The organism is Arenibaculum pallidiluteum, from assembly GCF_017355985.1.
Classification (GTDB): domain Bacteria; phylum Pseudomonadota; class Alphaproteobacteria; order Azospirillales; family Azospirillaceae; genus Arenibaculum; species Arenibaculum pallidiluteum.
In genome coordinates this window covers 38,975-54,685 of the sequence record NZ_JAFIQU010000009.1, presented here as the reverse complement: position 1 = coordinate 54,685, position 15,711 = coordinate 38,975, and the positions used below count along the sequence as shown (strand labels likewise).

Sequence of the window (15,711 nt, the reverse complement as noted above, 5' to 3'; positions counted from 1 at the left end):
CACTGCCGTTCGCAGGGCTCCTCGTCTATAAGGTAAGGTCAGCACTGGGTTCTCGAGGGCAGTCGAGCCAAATGGGTTCCGAAGCGAGCGTCGACCATGACGGCCAGGACGTGCCCGGCGACGGGACGCCCTCCTCGGACCAGGTCCTGCCCGGCGACGACCGCAGCAGGCATTTTGCCTTCGAGCACAAGGTCTTCACCGTCGACGGCGGCTTCTTCGCCCCGATCAGCACGACCGGCGAGGCCGCATTCCACATCCCCCTGGGCGATCTCAAGGGCGCGGTGCCGCTGGAGACATTGCGCTTCGAGTTCAACCTGGGCCCTGACTCCCTGGACGGGCGGCTGCTCGATATCGTCGAGAAGAGCCTGCGCTACGTGAAGGAGATCCGCCCCGGGGACTCGATCCCGCACGAGCTGCTCGATGGAAGCGCGTCCTGGAAGGTCGAGGAGAAGCACCGGGAGATCGCCAAGAACCGCCTGACGGTGCAGCTCGTCTCCTGGCTCACGGGCGGCGAAGCGGTGATCGTGGACCTGACGCAGCTCGAGCAGATCGCAGGGGACCCGACGACCCGGCAGAAGGTCAACGAGGCCTTCACCCGCGCGGCGGAGAAGCTGGGCCTTGGCAAGGACCGCCGCGAGGAGGTCGTCAACATGGTCGACACCCTGGCGCGCGAGCTCTCCTTCATCGAGGCGCTGCGCGACCGTTTCGGCTATGTGAAGCAGATCCAGCGCAACTTCGACGTTCTGTCGAACCTCTACCGCCGCGACCAGGGCATCCGGAACGAAATCTTCCGCATGCAGGCGCTGATCAAGACGCCGGTCATGAATTTCGAGGGGATGTTCGGCCAGACCGACGCGCAGACCGGCGAGATCCTGGCCGTGCTGCGGAACATCCAGGCTCAGATCAAGTTCATCCGCGACGTGCGGGACGACCTGCATTTCCGCCTGATGCTGTGGGACGACCTGATCGCACGCTGGACCGCGACGCCGATCGAGAAGTCGCCCGAGATGGAGGCGCTGCTGAAGGAGACCTACCGGTTCCTCGCGCGCCACTTCTCGAGCCAGGTGGAGTGGCCGCTGGCCGGGCGGCGCTGAAGCCACCCGCGGCGGAGCATAGCCGCCGCGGACGAAGGGGCCGGATCCGACCCCTGCCTCGGACCTCAGACCGAGAAGCTCTCGCCGCAGCCGCAGCGGGCCTTCTCGTTGGGGTTGCGGAAGACGAAGCCCGACTGCAGCTTGTCCTCCTGGTAGTCCATCTCGGTGCCGATCAGGAACATGGTCGCCGCGGGGTCGATCAGGATGCGCACGCCCTTGTCCTCGATGACCTCCTCGAACTTCTTGGTCTCCTTCGCGTAGTCGACCGTGTAGCTCATGCCCGAGCATCCGCGCGCACGGACGCCGATGCGTAGCCCGATCACATCCTCGCCGGCCTTTTCCATCAGCCGCCGGACCCGTTCAGCCGCGGCATCCGTCAGACTCATCACCGCCCTGGTGGTGGATCCCATCGCTCCGATCTCCAGTCTCAGTACATATCCAGCGCGACCCTGGCTTCCTCGGACATCATGTCCGGGCGCCATGGCGGATCCCAGACCAGCTCGACCTTGCAGGAGCTGACCTCGTCCACGGACTCAACCGCCTGCTGCACGTTGACCGGGATCTCCCCGGCCACGGGGCAGGACGGCGCCGTCAGCGTCATGTCGATCTCGACCTCGTTCGAGGGCGTGACGTCGACGCGGTAGATCAGGCCAAGCTCCCAGATGTCGACCGGGATCTCGGGGTCGTAGACCGTCTTCAGGGCGGCTACGACCTTATCCATCAACGCGTTGGCCGGCGCGTCGGCACCGGCGCCTTCCGCCGCGTGCTGCGCCGCCTCGGTGGCGCGCGCTTCGGTGGTGTCCGGGCTCACGACTTGCCTCCGTCCGTCTCGCTGCTCGCCCGGTCCGCGCCGGCCATGGCGGCCGACAGCGTGTGCCAGGCGAGGGTCGCGCACTTCACCCGCATCGGGAATTGCCGCACGCCCGACATCACCTCCAGCCGCTCCATGTCCGACGCGTCCACATCCGGAAGATGGGTGTGGTCGGCGCCGGTGCACAGGGCCTGGAAGCCGCGGAACAGGGCTTCGGCGGCCTCGGGCGTCTTGCCGGCCACGAGCTCGGTCATCATCGATGCCGAGGCGACCGAGATGGCGCAGCCGCGGCCCTCGAAGGCGGCGTCGGCAATCACGCCGTCCCGCAGCGTCAGGAACACTTCGACCCGGTCGCCGCACATCGGGTTGTCCCCGCGGGCATGGTGCGTCGGGTCCTCGGGATGGCGATGGTTCCGCGGGTGCCTGCCGTGGTCCAGGATCACTTCCTGGTAGAGATCGCGCAGTTCGTCGCTCATCAGCCGAAGATCTCCCGGACCCGCTCCAGGCCCGCGACAAGCGCATCGACCTCCTCGCGGGTGCTGTAGAGGCCGAAGCTCGCCCGGGCCGTCGCCGGCACGCCGAAGCGGTCCATCAGCGGCTGGGCGCAGTGGTGGCCGGCGCGCACCGCGACCCCGGAGCGGTCCAGGATCGTCGCGAGATCGTGCGGATGCACGTCCTCCATGGTGAAGGACAGGATGCCGGCTCGCTCCGGAGCGGTTCCGACGACCCGGACGCTGTTGAGCTCCTGCAGCCGGCGGCTCGCATAATCGAACACGTCCTGCTCATGGGCGCGGATGCGGTCGAGCCCCAGGCCGGAGACGTAGTCGATCGCCGCACCGAGCCCGATCACCTCGACGATCGCCGGGGTGCCCGCCTCGAACCGTTGCGGAATGTCCTTGAACGTCGTCTCCTCGAAGGTGACGCGTGCGATCATGTCGCCGCCGCCCTGGTAGGGCGGCATCTGCGAGAGCAGCTCGGCCTTGCCGTAGAGCACGCCGACGCCCGTGGGCCCGTAGAGCTTGTGGCCCGAGAGGACCAGGAAGTCGCAGTCGAGCGCGCGCACGTCGACGCCCAGATGGGTGACGGCCTGGCAGCCGTCCACCAGCACCGGGATCCCTCGCGCATGGGCGAGTTCGATCACCTCGGCGATCGGCGTGATCGTGCCCAGGGCGTTGGACATGGCGGTCATGGCCACCAGCCTGACGCGGGGCGAGGCGAGCAGGCGCTCGTACTCCTCCATCACCAGCGCGCCCCGGTCGTCCACCGGCACGACCTTCAGCACGATGCCCTTCTCGGCCCGCAGCATCTGCCAGGGCACGATGTTGGCGTGATGCTCCAGCCAGGAGATCACGACCTCGTCGCCCTCGCGCAGGTTCGCCCGGCCCCAGGACGAGGCTACGAGGTTCACGGCCTCGGTCGCGTTGCGGGTGAAGACGATCTCGCGGTCCTCGGCGGCGTTCAGGAAGCGCGCGACCTTGGTGCGAGCCTCCTCGAAGCGCCTGGTGGCGGCGGCCGACAGCCAATGGACGCCGCGGTGGACGTTGGCGTACTCCGCCGTCATCACCTCGGTCATGGTGTCGATCACGTGCCGCGGCTTCTGTGCGGAGGCGGCGCTGTCGAGATAGACCAGCGGCCGGCCGTGCACCTGGCGCGACAGGATCGGGAAGTCCGCCCTGACCGCATGCACGTCGTAAGGCATCGTCGCGGGCGTCTTGGCTGCTGCGGTCAAGCGTTCCTCCGTTCGCCCGCGGCGCGGGCATCAAGCCAGCCACGGACCTTCTCGGCGAAGCCGTCGCGGACGGCCTCGATCCGGATCTCCTCGACCGCCTGCATCAGGAAGCCCGCGATCAGCAGGCTGCGCGCAGCCGCCCGGTCGATGCCGCGGGCGCGCAGGTAGAAGATCTGCTCCTCGTCCAGGTCGCCGACGGTGGCGCCGTGGCTGCAGCGGACGTCGTCGGCGAAGATCTCCAGCTCCGGCTTGCTGTCGATCTCGGCCTGGTCCGAGAGCAGCAGCGCCCGGTTGAGCTGGTAGCCGTCGGTCTTCTGGGCGTCCTGGTGCACGTTGATGCGGCCCTGGAAGACCGCCCGCGCCTGGTCGTCAATCACGCCGTGATAGACCTGCCGGCTCGTGCAGTGCGGCGCGGCGTGGTCGATCACCGAGGTGTGGTCGGCATGCTGGCGGCCGGCGACCATGTAGGCGCCCGACAGCCTGCATTCGATTCCGGGCGCGCCGAGCCAGGGGCGCAGCTCGCTGCGCGACAGCCGCGCGCCCTGGGTCAGGACGAAGCCGTCATAGGCGGCGTCCCGGTCCATGGCGAGGGTCGTCGTGGCCACGTGGAAGGCCTCGGCGCCCTCGGCCTGGAGCTTGTAATGATGCAGGCGCGCGCCCGCCTCGGCCACGATCTCGACGGCTGCGTTGCTGAAGTAGACGCCGCCCAGGCCCGCGTGATGTTCGATCACCGTCGCCTCGGCGCCGGCTTCGGCGACGATCAGGATGCGGGGGTGGTGCGCCGCCGGGGCTTCGCCGCCGACGCCGAGGAACAGCAGCTCGATGGGTCGGTCCAGCGCGGCTCCGCGCGCGAGGTGCACGAAGGCGCCGTCGGTCCAGAGCGCCGCGTTCAGCGCGGCCAGCGGCGTGTCCGGGGACGGGCGGACGCGCCCGAGATGGGGCTCCAGCCGGTCCGGCATCGTCTCCAACGCGGCAGCCAGACTTGCGACCGTCACGCCTTCGGGCAGCGACCCGGCCGAGGACAGTTCCGCGCGGAAGGCACCGTCCACGAAGACCAGCCGCGGCCCGCGGGACGCATCGTCCAGGACCGAGGGCAGGCGGTCGATCCCGACCGCGGCCGCCGGGGGCGCCGCGAAGGGAAGGCGCGCCACGTCGCGCAGGTCGGTGTAGCGCCAGGCCTCGACCTTGCGGGTCGGGAAGCCCTGCTCGGCGAAGCGCTGGATGGCGGCCTGCCGGCGTTCGAGAAGCCAGGGAAGCCGCGCGCCCGGCAGGCCCGCGGCCTCGGACCGGAAGCGGTCGACCCAATGGCCCGCGGATCCGGCGGCTGGGGAGGTTTCAAGCGATGCCATGGCGACCTCAGGCGGCTTCGTCCGCGGCGAACTCGGCATAGCCCTTGCGCTCGAGCTCCTGGGCGAGCTCCTTGTCGCCGCTGCGCACGATGCGCCCCTGGGCGAGGACATGGACCCGGTCCGGCACGATGTAGTCGAGCAGCCGCTGGTAGTGGGTGATGACAAGCATGGAGCGGCCGGGGCCGCGCAGCGCGTTCACGCCGTCGGCGACGATGCGCAGGGCATCGATGTCCAGGCCGCTGTCGGTCTCGTCGAGGACGCAGAAGGCGGGATCGAGCACCGCCATCTGCAGGACCTCGTTGCGCTTCTTCTCGCCGCCGGAGAAGCCGACGTTCACGAAGCGCTTCAGCATCTCGTCGCTCATGCCGAGCTGCTTCGTCTTGGCCTTGACGAGCTTGAGGAACTGCATGGCGTCGAGCTCAGGCTCGCCGCGGCCGCGGCGCAGGCTGTTGAGGGCCGTCTTCAGGAACGTCATGTTGGTGACCCCGGGGATCTCCACGGGGTACTGGAAGGCCAGGAAGAGGCCCGCCGCCGCGCGCTCCTCGGGCTCCATGGCGAGCACGTCCTGGCCGCGGAACAGCACCTCGCCCTCGGTCACCTCGTAGCCCTCGCGGCCGGCCAGCACGTAGCTCAGCGTGCTCTTGCCGGCGCCGTTGGGGCCCATGATCGCATGGACCTCGCCGTCGCCGATGACGAGGTCGACACCCTTCAGGATGGGCTTGTCGTCGACCGTGGCGTGAAGGTTCCTGATCTCAAGCATGTCTCTTCGATCCTTCCTGCTCAGCCGACGCTGCCTTCGAGGCTGATGCCGACCAGCTTCTGCGCTTCGACCGCGAATTCCATGGGCAGCTCCTGGAGGACCTGCTTGCAGAAGCCGTTGACGATCAGCGCCACGGCGTCCTCGGCCGACAGGCCACGCTGCCGGCAGTAGAAGAGCTGGTCCTCGCTGATCTTGGCGGTGGTCGCCTCGTGCTCGACACGGGCGCCGCGGTTCCGGTTCTCGATGTAGGGCACCGTGTGGGCGCCGCACCTGTCCCCGATCAGCAGGCTGTCGCACTGCGTGAAGTTCCGGGCGCCGTCGGCCTTCGGCATGATCTTCACGAGGCCGCGGTAGGTGTTCTGCGCCTTGCCCGCCGAGATGCCCTTGGAGATGATCCGCGAGCGCGTGTTGCGCCCGATATGGATCATCTTGGTGCCGGTATCGGCCTGCTGCATGTTGTTGGTGATCGCGACGGAGTAGAACTCGCCCTGCGAGTTGTCGCCGCGCAGGATGCAGCTCGGATACTTCCAGGTGATGGCGGAGCCGGTTTCAACCTGCGTCCACGACACCTTGGAATTCCGGCCACGGCAGTCGGCGCGCTTGGTCACGAAGTTGTAGATGCCGCCCTTGCCGTTCTCGTCGCCGGGATACCAGTTCTGGACCGTCGAGTATTTGATCTCCGCGTCGTCCAGCGCCACCAGCTCGACCACCGCGGCGTGGAGCTGGTGCTCGTCGCGCTGCGGCGCCGTGCAGCCCTCCAGGTAGGAGACGTAGCTGCCGGCGTCGGCGATGATCAGCGTGCGCTCGAACTGGCCCGTGTTCTTGGCGTTGATGCGGAAGTAGGTCGACAGCTCCATGGGGCAGCGCACGCCCTTGGGGATGTAGACGAAGCTGCCGTCGGTGAAGACCGCCGAGTTCAGGCAGGCGAAGAAGTTGTCAGCCGCCGGGACGACCGAGCCCATGTACTCCCTCACGAGGTCCGGGTGGTTCCGGATCGCCTCGGAGATCGAGCAGAATATGACGCCGACCTCCTCGAGCTTCTTCTTGAAGGTCGTGGCGACCGAGACGCTGTCGAACACGGCGTCGACCGCCACGCGCGGGTTCTCGACGCCGGCCAGGATCTCCTGCTCGCTGAGCGGGATGCCGAGCTTCTCGTATGTGCGCAGCAGCTCGGGGTCGACTTCGTCCAGGCTCTTGGGCTTGGCCTTGGTCCGAGGCGCCGAATAGTAGTGCGCGTCCTGGTAGTCGATGGGCGGATAGCCCAGCTTGCCCCAGTGCGGCTCGGCCATGGTGAGCCACTGCCGGTAGGCCTTCAGCCGCCCTTCCAGCATCCATTCCGGCTCTTCCTTCTTGGCCGAGATGAAGCGGACGATGTCCTCGTTCAGGCCCTTGGGCGCGGTGTCGGCCTCGATGTCGGTGTAGAAGCCGTACTTGTACTTCTGCTCGGCGAACTCGCGGACGGGATCGACGCTGGCAGCCATTCAACTCTCCTCAGGAATTCCTTGCGGCCCCGATGCGGCCTTCGCCGTCGGGACGGCCGGCGCGCGGCGCCATGAAGTCGGGGAAGCTCATCATCTCGGCGAGGCTCACGCGCTCCAGCGCGTCGCGCACCGCGCCGTTGACCCGCTCCCAGTTGCCGCGCATGGGGCACATCCGCTCCGCGTTGCATGCCTGGTCGGACCCTTCGACGCAGGCGGTCAGCGCAATCGGACCCTCGACGGCGGCGATGATCTCGGCTACGGAGATGTCGGTGGCTCCGCGCGCGAGGACATAGCCGCCCTGCGCGCCGCGGTGGGACACGGCAAGCCCCGCCGGCGTCAGCAGCTTCATCAGCTTGGCGACCGTCGGCGCGGGAAGGCCCGTCCGCTCGGCGAGCTGCGGGACGGTCTGCACGGCGTCGCTGCGGCGCGCCATGTCGGACAGCACCACGACGGCATAATCCGTCAGCTTGCTCAGCTTGAACATCGTCACGTCAATCCGTACCGGATCAGTACGGATTAATTGGGGCCGCGGCAGGCCCAAGTCAAGCGGATCCAAGATAGGCGGATCCGGGATGAGCGGGTCCAGGATGAGCGGGTCCGGGGCGGGCGCATGAGGGGCGGGCCCGCGCAGGTTGCCGCGACGCGCGCCCACCTGCTAGACACGCGCCGGTCCGCCGCAGCAGGGGGTGTCATGACCCGTACCATCACCGACATCGATCCCGCCGCCGCGGCGGCGGAACTCCTCACCGTCCGCGACTTCCTCCGCCATGCGGTCAGCCGCTTCTCGGAGGCGGGTCTCGTCCACGGGCACGGCGCTACCACGGCCCTCGACGAGGCGGCGTTCCTGGTCCTGGAGACCCTGAGCCTTCCCATCGACCAGCTCGACCCGTGGCTCGACGCCCGGCTGACCGCGCCCGAGCGCGCCAGGCTGGCCGAGGTCATCGACGCCCGGGTGCGCACCCGCAAGCCGGCGGCCTATCTGACCCGGCGGGCCTACATTCAGGGCGTTCCGTTCTATGTGGACGAGCGTGTCATCGTGCCGCGTTCCTTCATCGGAGAGCTGCTGTTCTCCGACCTTTTCGGCGGTGATGACTTCACGCTGGTCGAGGATCCGAGCTCGGTCCGGCGTGTGCTCGACCTGTGCACGGGCTCCGGCTGCCTGGCGATCCTGGCCGCCCGCGTCTTTCCGGAGGCGGAGATCGACGCCGTCGACTTGTCGGCCGCCGCGCTCGACGTCGCGCGCATCAACCTGGCCGAGCATGGGCTCGAGGACAGGATCACGCTGCACCAGGGCGACCTCTTCGGTCCCGTGGCAGGGCGGCGCTACGACCTGATCATCACCAATCCGCCATACGTTGACGCCGAGGCGATGGCGGCGCTGCCGGAGGAATACCGGCACGAGCCCAGCATGGCGCTGGCGGGGGGCGAGGACGGCCTCGACATCGTGCACGGGATCCTGGAGGGAGCCGCGGCGCATCTGACGCCATCGGGCGGCCTGCTCTGCGAGATCGGCACGGGGCGCGAGGTGCTCGAAGCCGCGCATCCGCGCCTGGATTTCCTGTGGCTGGAAACCGCCGAAAGCTACGGCGAGGTGTTCTGGCTGACGCGCGGCCAGCTCGGCCGCGCATAGGCGGCCGGGGAGGCGGCCGGGGAGGCGGGCCGGGGAGGCGGCATGCGCCTCCCCGGCGGCTCGGCTCAGGCCCGCGAGGCGGTGCCGCGATCCTGCCCTGCGTTCTGGGCGCCCTGGGCTGCCGCCTGCCCGCTGCCCTGGATGCCGGCCTGGGCGTCGGGACCGCCTTGGCGCTGGCCCTGGCTGCCCTGGCTCCCCTGGCCCTGGTTGGCGTCCTCGCGCACGGCCTCCCTGGCCGCCTCGTAGCCGGCCTCGGCCGCGTGGCGGGCCACCTCCGTCGCGCGTCCGACGACGTCCGAGCCGTAGCCCGCGCCACGCTCGAGGAGCGAGTCCCGGTACCGCCCGAAATACTGGTCCTCGTACCGGGAGGAGGGGATCGCGGTGCCCGCTGCGGCGCCAATCGCGAAGCCGATGACGCCGCTCACCAGCGGGTGCCGCTCCACCATGTCCCAGAGCCCGCCGGTGCCGGCCGAGTAGTTCCTGTCGCCGCGGCCAGCCACGATCTCGCGGGCGCGGCCGGCGTATTCGGAAACGGTTTCCATCGCGTCGCCGGCATAATCCGACGCGGCCGAGCGTAGGGCGGCGGTCCTGCCGCGGCCTTGCGAACCGCGCTCGGTCTCGCGGTAATGGTACTCGGAGCCCGCCGTGGCGGTGATGTCCTCGCTGCCGTAGGCCATGCCGAGGTCGTTCCGATACCGGTCCGGTAGGTTCCGGATGTCTCCGGCGGCTGCCGGATTGCCGCCATAGCCCGTCCGCCGACGCGCCCAGGAGCCGGCCTGACGCAGCTTCCGGTCCGCCGCGGGATGGCTGGTGGTCGACCAGACCAGCCAGCCGATGCCGAGGCCGATCAGGGCGATCGGCAGCATGTTGTCGCGCATCCCCTCGGTCACGTGCCCGACATCCACCGAGGGCATTCGACGGTGCGAAGCGGCCCCGCGGCGGCCGGTGCTCCCTTGGTCGGCGCCCTGGGTATGGCGCCCCTTGCTGCTTCCGAACATGTGGCTCACCTGTTCCATAAGGCGCTGCGGCCGGATGCGAGTCTGGATCTCGTCGATTGTCCGGCTCATGCGGGCCTGGGTTTCATGGATCTCGCGCTGAATCCGGTCGGGATCGCGGTTCTGTCCGGCCATCCCGTCCTCCTCAGCGGCCGAGCTGGGACTCGGCCCAGCGCTTGTCGTCCTTCAGCGTCTCGATGGTCCTGCGCGGCTCGAAGCTCGTGGCCGAGAGCTTGCGCTTGCCCACCAGCAGCATGACGACGCCGACGAGGGTGACCACCGCCCCCACGATCAGCGCGGCGGCCCAGTCGGGGACCACGCGCGTGAGGCCGTAGACCGCGGCCAGGAGCAGGAAGATCAGGCCGGCGAAGGCCACCAGGCCGCCGGCCGCGAGGGATACCGCCCCCGCGGTCGCCTGGCCGACCTTCTCGGAGACCTCGGCGCGGGCGAGTTCGACCTCCTTGCGCACAAGCGTGGTGGTCTCCGTCGCCAGGTCGGACAGGAGCTGGGTCAGCGGCCGCTCGCCCCCGGTCGTGCGGGGCTCGGGGCGCAGCGTTTCGCCCCGGATCGGTTCGTCGCGATCGTTGCCGTAGGCCGTCATGCGCCGCCCCCCTGGCCGGAGCCGCCGCCGGATGCGCTGCTGCCCGAACTCGTCGGGTCCGGCCTGTCCGTAGCCGACTTGTCGGAGCTGCCGCCGGTACCCGTGCCAGTGGCGCCAATGCCGCCAGTCCCTGTCGAGCCGGTGCCAGTCGAGCCGGTGCCAGTCGAGCCGGTGCCAGTCGAGCCGGTGGCCGTCGAGCCGGTGCCAGTCGAGCCAGTACCCGTCGAGCTAGTACCCGTCGTGCCGCTTCCAGGGGTGCCGGTCGTGCCGGCCGCAGCGACGCCGCTCGGCATCGCCGAGGCGCCGGACCCGCCATGCACCTGCGGGAAGGTGCTGGAGGCATTGTCGGCCCGGGCCGGGTTGCCCGGCATCGTTGAGCCGCCGAGCCCGCCCGTTGACGTTCCAGCCGTCAGGTCGCCTCCGACCTCGCTGCCGGCGCCGCTGCCGAGCACCGCCGTGTTGCGGTCCATGGCTCCGCTGGTGCCCGCCGTGGCGCCCGTGATCCCGCCGCTGGCAGTGCCTGTCTGCCCGCCCGCGGGACCGGCCGTTCCACCGCCGGCGCCGGCCGTGCCGCCGATGGACGAGCCCGTGAAGGAGCCCGCGGCGGTGCCGGTGCGCGAAGCCGCAGTGCCCATGCCGGTGCCCGGCATTCCTGCGCCGGGGGCTGCCGAGGCGCCATAGCCGCCGGTCGCGCCGCCGGGACGATAGGTGCGGCCTTCATCGGCGCCGACGTCCCGGGCCCGGTACCGGTAGCCGCGGTCCTGGTAATCCTGCTGGGAGGCGCGGTAATCCTCGGGGTAGTCGCCCTCCTCGCCATAGGCGTAGCCGCCGTCCCAGGCGTGGCCGCTGTGCCGCTCGTCGTAGCGCCGGTCCTCGTAGCGGCGGCCGCCGGTGCCGGCGACGCGCCAGCGCTGACCTGGCGTCGTGCTGGCGCGGGCGAAGCGGGCGAACAGGAAGCCGGCGGCGACGGCGCCCAGGACGAACAGGCCGGGCTGGCGCTCGGCGAACTGCGTGACCTGGTCCATGAGCTCGCCGGGATCCTTGTGGCGGAGCCGCTCGGCGAACTGGTCGACCTCGGCCGCGGCCCTTTCGGCATAACGCGCGGCGACGCCGGCATTGTGCTCGTCGAGCTGCTGCGCCGCCTGATGCAGCGCACGGGCGACGCCGCCAACCTCGTCCGCCGCGCGGTGCTGCTGCTCGGAGAAGACCGAGCGGACCTGCTCGCGCGCGGCATCCGCGAAGCGGGAGCCGACCTCGCGGACGTCGTTCTGGATACGTGCCGCCGCCTCCTGCGCATCGTGCCTCAGACGGTCAGGCCCATTGCTCCGGCCTTCCTGTCCGCTTCCCCCGGCGGAGGCGCCCTTGTCCGCTCCCTCTTCGTTGTGGGCTGCCATTTCTCGGACCTCCTGACGATCGATTGCCATCGCTGACCCAGTCTCGGGTTCCAAAACAGGGGGCCGAACTGTGAGGTTCCCGGGACTTTCGAGGGATGTTCGATCCATGGAAGGCGCCGCTCCGGCCGAGTCGGGGCGCTTTGCGCAATGGTGGTAGTTTGCTTGGCGCCGCGGATCCGTTAAGCTTCCATTCACCAGTTTGCCCGCAAATGATCATACGCTGTATACAGGGGATCGGGCCAAGAGAACTCGGGCTGAGACCGGGGCGGGGCCTAGAGGATCCGGAGTCGGGATGGCGTTCCGCAGTATTGTGCGGGATCTTTGTGAAGGAAAGATTTCCTGATTCTGCCGGGTTCGGCCCAGCGCGACTGCCCGGAGGAGGGGTGCTTTGCGTAAAATAGGCATAGATTTTATGCTTTCAGCACTCTTGCTCGCTGGCTGCAGCGTCGGTACTGAGAAGCAGGAGCCGGCGGCCGACCCCAAGCCGCAGGCTCGCGTCGAGGCGCCGCTGCCCACGCCGCCGCGCAGCAAGCCGCGCCCGGCTCAGGTTGCTGCCGCCCCGAAGACGGCTCCGGCGGGGCAGGCCGAACAGGCTGGTGGGGGCTCTGGCGGGACCGGTGCGGGCCGTGCGGCCGCGCTTGGCCCCGAAGGAAGTCAGGCCAAGGCGGTCTCGCCGAAGAGCCTGGTCGGGCTGGACGAGGCGGCGATGCGTCGCCTGCTCGGCGAGCCCACCTGGGCCGAGGACGTTCCTCCCGGCCGCTACTGGCAGTACGCGTCAAGGTCCTGCGTGCTGAGGGTCTTCTTCTTTCTCGAGATGGATACCCAGCGTTACCGCGCGCTCTCCTATGAACTCACAAGCACGGAAAATGCGCCCGATGTCGACGAACAATGCTTTGATCAATTCCTCCGCCAAGCCCCTGACGGCAAGGCCGCCTTCCTCGATCGCCCCTGAGCCCGCGGTGCGGGTCGCGCTGGTCGACGACGACGAGCTGTTCCGGGAATCCCTGGGCCTGAACCTCGGCGACGAGGGCTTCGAGGTCGTGTCCTTCGAGCGCGGCCAGCCTGCGCTGGAGTGGTTCCGTCAGGGCGGAACGGTCGACATCGTGCTGCTCGACTGGCGGATGCCCAAGATGGACGGGCTCGAGGTCCTGCGGGAGATGCGGTCCGCCGGCATCGACACGCCGGTGATCTTCCTGACCGTGCTGTCCGACCAGATCTACGAGGAGGCCGCGCTTGCGGGCGGCGCCGTCGACTTCGTCGAGAAGTCCCGATCGCTGCCGATCCTGCTGAAGCGCATCCAGATCATCCTGGACGGCCGCAAGGGCGACGTCGTCGCCGATCCCGTCGAGCGCGAGACCGGCACGGTGCGCTTCGGCGAGCTTGAGCTGCGTCTCGACGGCAGCCGCGCGTTCTGGAAGGGTGTCCGGGTGGACCTGACGCTGACCGAGTTCAACATCGTCCGCGTCCTCTCGGGCAAGGCCGGCCAGGATGTCTCCTACCGGGACATCTACGACCTCGTTCATGGCAAGGGCTTCATGGCGGGCTACGGCCCTGCCGGCTACCGCGCCAACGTCCGCGCCTTCATCAAGCGGATCCGGCAGAAGTTCCGGGCGGTCGACGACGGTTTCGACATGATCTTCAACTATCCCGGCTTCGGCTATCGGTGGAGCGACGGCACGGATGTTCCCGTTCCGGCGGGCGCCGAGGAGGATTGAGGTGACGGTGCGGGCCCGGACCGGGCTCGCCTGGCTGCTGCGCTCGCTGGCAAGCCAGCTCGTCCTTCTGATGGTCGTGTTCCTCGCGGTGCCGGTGCTGATCTATAACCAGCTCCGCGAGGCCGACGCCCATAAACAGGCGCTTCTGCTCGAAGGAGCGGCACAGCAGGGCTGGACCACGGCTCGGGCGCTCGCCCCGGTCCTGCTGCGCGCCACGCCCGCGAGCCTCCCGCACATGGGCGAGGAGCTCGCGCGCTTCGCGGGGCCGGGGACCGGCCTCAAGCTGCTGCTGCGGCCCACCGGCGTGCCGGGCGCGCAGGGCTTCTTCTACGTTGCCGCCGCCCCCGCGACCCCGAACGACTATCTCGATCTCGAGCGCAGGCATCTCCTGGATGGCGGCGTCCTCGCGCGGCTCGCCCAGGGCTGCGAGGGCGAGCAGCCCCTGGCGATCCGGGTGCCGACCCCTGCAGGGGGGCTCGAGCTGCTGACCTCCATCACACCGGTCCGGGCGCCCATGGGCTGCTGGGCCGTCGTCACGTCGAGCACGGCACCGGCATCGCTGCTCGGCACCTCGCTGGGAAGGGCCTACTGGCAGGCGCCGGAGATGCAGGCGGCGGCGGCCGTCTACATAGCCCTCGCGGCCCTGGTGCTCGCCGTCTTCGCGGGCGTCTGGGGCAACCTGCGGCGCTTCGGCGGCCTGGCCCGCCGGATCGGCGACCAGCCGGGCCGGCCGCATTCCTTCGCGGCGCTGAACACGGTTCCCGAGCTGGCCGGCGTCGCGGAGGATTTCGACCGGCTCGTCAACACGCTGCGCAGCTCGGCGGAGACGATCCGGCGAACGGCCGAGGACAACGCCCATGCCTTCAAGACGCCGATCGCCGTGATCCGGCAGTCGCTGGAGCCGCTGAAGCGCTCGCTGCCGGAGACCGATGCGCGCGGGCGCCGCGCAGTCGACATGATCGAGCGGTCCCTCGACCGGCTCGACGGCCTGGTCTCGTTTGCGCGACGCATGGACGAGGCGGCCGCCGACCTGCTGGAACCGCCGCGCCGCAAGGTCGAGATCTCGGATCTCGTGCAGCGCATGATGACGGGCTACGGCCCGCTTCTCGCGGAACGGCGGATCCGCCTGGCCGCGACCATCGAGCCCCGGCTGGTCGTGCTCGCGGGACGCGAGCTGCTGGAGACCGTGATCGAGAACATCGTCGAAAACGCGATCAGTTTCTCGCCGCCGGGATCGGTCCTTGCCGTGTCGCTGGCCCGCCAGAGCGGGCGGGCAGTCTTCGCGGTCCAGGACCAGGGGCCCGGCGTGCCCGAGGGAGACCTGGAGCGCATCTTCGAGCGCTATTTCTCGAAGCGCGAGCACGAGCCCGGGCGGACCCTTCGCACGCCAGCCCCGCTCCCCGATGCGGGCGAGGTGGCCGTCGCTCCCGCCGAGGGCTCAGCGCGGGAGCCGCATTTCGGCATCGGCCTGTGGATCGTGCGCCGCAACGTCGAGGCGGTGGGCGGCACGGTCAAGGCTGCGAACCGGGCAACTGGCGGCCTTGAGGTGCGGATCGAGCTGCCGCTGGCGCCCTGACAGCGATCGCCGCGGACCCGCATGTCACAGGATTGTCCCTCTCCCACCAGGGGGGCAGATCTAGATTCGGCGGGAACCCGTGGAGACCTGATCGCATGGCTGATCAGTGGAATTCCTCTATGCGCCCGCCGTCGGTGGCTGCGGGATCCGACGAGATCGCCTGGTCCCTCCGCCTTCTCGCGACGACCGGCATCCATATCTCGCTCCTGCGGATCTGCATTCCCGCTCTGGCCGCGGACCACGTGCTCGACATCGCCAGCCGCGCCTTCGGGACCGACGGGATCTACGGGCGGCGCGAGGGCAGCACGGTCGTCGTCCTGCTGGTCGACAGTCCCGAGGACGAGCTGACAGCGGAGACGCGCGCGATCGAAGCGGTGCTGGAGGCCGCCCTGATGCTCGGCGCGGACGGCGTGCTGGAGATCTCCTGCTATCACGCCTTCGCCAACGAGATCTCCGACGTGGACGACGCGCTGCTGAACCTGAGCCTGATGGCTCCGCGCGCGCTGCACATCCCGATGCGCGGAGGATCGGCCGTCGCCTGATGCCGCTGGCGCGGCTCGGAAGGGGGCTTCGCCG

The 15,711-nt window shown here is 69.5% G+C and carries 17 protein-coding genes; 6 read left to right on the top strand and 11 right to left on the bottom strand.

What is annotated here, in order from left to right:
• The first annotated feature begins 71 nt into the window (after window positions 1-71).
• A complete protein-coding gene (locus JUB13_RS18290) occupies window positions 72-1,094 on the top strand; it encodes a hypothetical protein (protein ID WP_207481513.1) in 1,023 nt (340 codons plus the stop codon).
• A 65-nt stretch (window positions 1,095-1,159) separates the two neighbouring features.
• Here the strand turns inward: JUB13_RS18290 and JUB13_RS18285 are convergent, their stop codons facing one another.
• The 8 genes from JUB13_RS18285 to JUB13_RS18250 are packed head-to-tail and all read right to left on the bottom strand — an operon-like array spanning window position 1,160 to window position 7,708.
• Window positions 1,160-1,504, bottom strand: coding sequence for a HesB/IscA family protein (locus JUB13_RS18285; RefSeq protein ID WP_236025051.1), 345 nt, complete (start codon window positions 1,502-1,504; stop codon window positions 1,160-1,162).
• A gap of 17 nt (window positions 1,505-1,521) precedes the next feature.
• On the bottom strand, window positions 1,522-1,905 hold the full coding sequence (locus JUB13_RS18280; protein ID WP_328702962.1) for an SUF system Fe-S cluster assembly protein: 384 nt from the start codon (window positions 1,903-1,905) through the stop codon (window positions 1,522-1,524).
• Window positions 1,902-2,381, bottom strand: a complete 480-nt coding sequence (gene sufU / locus JUB13_RS18275; RefSeq protein WP_207481511.1) for a Fe-S cluster assembly sulfur transfer protein SufU — start codon at window positions 2,379-2,381, stop codon at window positions 1,902-1,904. Before sufU ends, JUB13_RS18280 begins: the two co-directional genes overlap by 4 nt.
• Window positions 2,381-3,604, bottom strand: coding sequence for a cysteine desulfurase (locus JUB13_RS18270; RefSeq protein ID WP_207481722.1), 1,224 nt, complete (start codon window positions 3,602-3,604; stop codon window positions 2,381-2,383). The genes sufU and JUB13_RS18270 overlap by 1 nt, the downstream gene beginning before the upstream one ends.
• 26 nt (window positions 3,605-3,630) lie before the next feature.
• Complete coding sequence (gene sufD, locus JUB13_RS18265; RefSeq protein ID WP_207481509.1) at window positions 3,631-4,983, bottom strand: Fe-S cluster assembly protein SufD; 1,353 nt, start codon at window positions 4,981-4,983, stop codon at window positions 3,631-3,633.
• A gap of 7 nt (window positions 4,984-4,990) precedes the next feature.
• A complete protein-coding gene (sufC, locus tag JUB13_RS18260; RefSeq protein WP_207481507.1) occupies window positions 4,991-5,743 on the bottom strand; it encodes a Fe-S cluster assembly ATPase SufC in 753 nt (250 codons plus the stop codon).
• A 20-nt stretch (window positions 5,744-5,763) separates the two neighbouring features.
• Entirely contained in the window at window positions 5,764-7,224 is a 1,461-nt protein-coding gene (gene sufB, locus JUB13_RS18255) for a Fe-S cluster assembly protein SufB (protein WP_207481505.1), read from the bottom strand.
• Window positions 7,225-7,234: 10 nt separating this feature from the next.
• Window positions 7,235-7,708, bottom strand: a complete 474-nt coding sequence (locus tag JUB13_RS18250) for an SUF system Fe-S cluster assembly regulator (RefSeq protein WP_207481504.1) — start codon at window positions 7,706-7,708, stop codon at window positions 7,235-7,237.
• 207 nt (window positions 7,709-7,915) lie between these two features.
• Between JUB13_RS18250 and prmB the strand changes: the two genes are divergently transcribed.
• Window positions 7,916-8,854, top strand: coding sequence for a 50S ribosomal protein L3 N(5)-glutamine methyltransferase (gene prmB / locus JUB13_RS18245; RefSeq protein WP_207481503.1), 939 nt, complete (start codon window positions 7,916-7,918; stop codon window positions 8,852-8,854).
• A 65-nt stretch (window positions 8,855-8,919) separates the two neighbouring features.
• Here prmB and JUB13_RS18240 read toward each other — a convergent pair whose 3' ends face one another.
• From JUB13_RS18240 to JUB13_RS18230, 3 genes are read right to left on the bottom strand one after another with little or no spacing between them, the layout of a single operon-like run.
• On the bottom strand, window positions 8,920-9,984 hold the full coding sequence (locus JUB13_RS18240; protein WP_207481502.1) for a DUF3618 domain-containing protein: 1,065 nt from the start codon (window positions 9,982-9,984) through the stop codon (window positions 8,920-8,922).
• A gap of 10 nt (window positions 9,985-9,994) precedes the next feature.
• Entirely contained in the window at window positions 9,995-10,450 is a 456-nt protein-coding gene (locus JUB13_RS18235) for a phage holin family protein (protein ID WP_207481501.1), read from the bottom strand.
• Window positions 10,447-11,844, bottom strand: a complete 1,398-nt coding sequence (locus JUB13_RS18230) for a hypothetical protein (RefSeq protein WP_207481500.1) — start codon at window positions 11,842-11,844, stop codon at window positions 10,447-10,449. The genes JUB13_RS18235 and JUB13_RS18230 overlap by 4 nt, the downstream gene beginning before the upstream one ends.
• A gap of 412 nt (window positions 11,845-12,256) precedes the next feature.
• On the opposite strand from JUB13_RS18230, the gene JUB13_RS18225 reads away from it, so the two are divergent.
• The 4 genes from JUB13_RS18225 to JUB13_RS18210 all read left to right on the top strand — a co-directional run bounded on the left by JUB13_RS18225 (window position 12,257) and on the right by JUB13_RS18210 (window position 15,677).
• Window positions 12,257-12,796, top strand: a complete 540-nt coding sequence (locus JUB13_RS18225) for a hypothetical protein (protein WP_207481498.1) — start codon at window positions 12,257-12,259, stop codon at window positions 12,794-12,796.
• On the top strand, window positions 12,711-13,559 hold the full coding sequence (locus JUB13_RS18220; RefSeq protein ID WP_207481496.1) for a response regulator transcription factor: 849 nt from the start codon (window positions 12,711-12,713) through the stop codon (window positions 13,557-13,559). Before JUB13_RS18225 ends, JUB13_RS18220 begins: the two co-directional genes overlap by 86 nt.
• Before the next feature lies 1 nt (window position 13,560).
• Entirely contained in the window at window positions 13,561-15,135 is a 1,575-nt protein-coding gene (locus tag JUB13_RS18215) for a sensor histidine kinase (protein ID WP_328702960.1), read from the top strand.
• A gap of 95 nt (window positions 15,136-15,230) precedes the next feature.
• Entirely contained in the window at window positions 15,231-15,677 is a 447-nt protein-coding gene (locus JUB13_RS18210; protein ID WP_207481493.1) for a hypothetical protein, read from the top strand.
• Window positions 15,678-15,711: the final 34 nt, after the last annotated feature.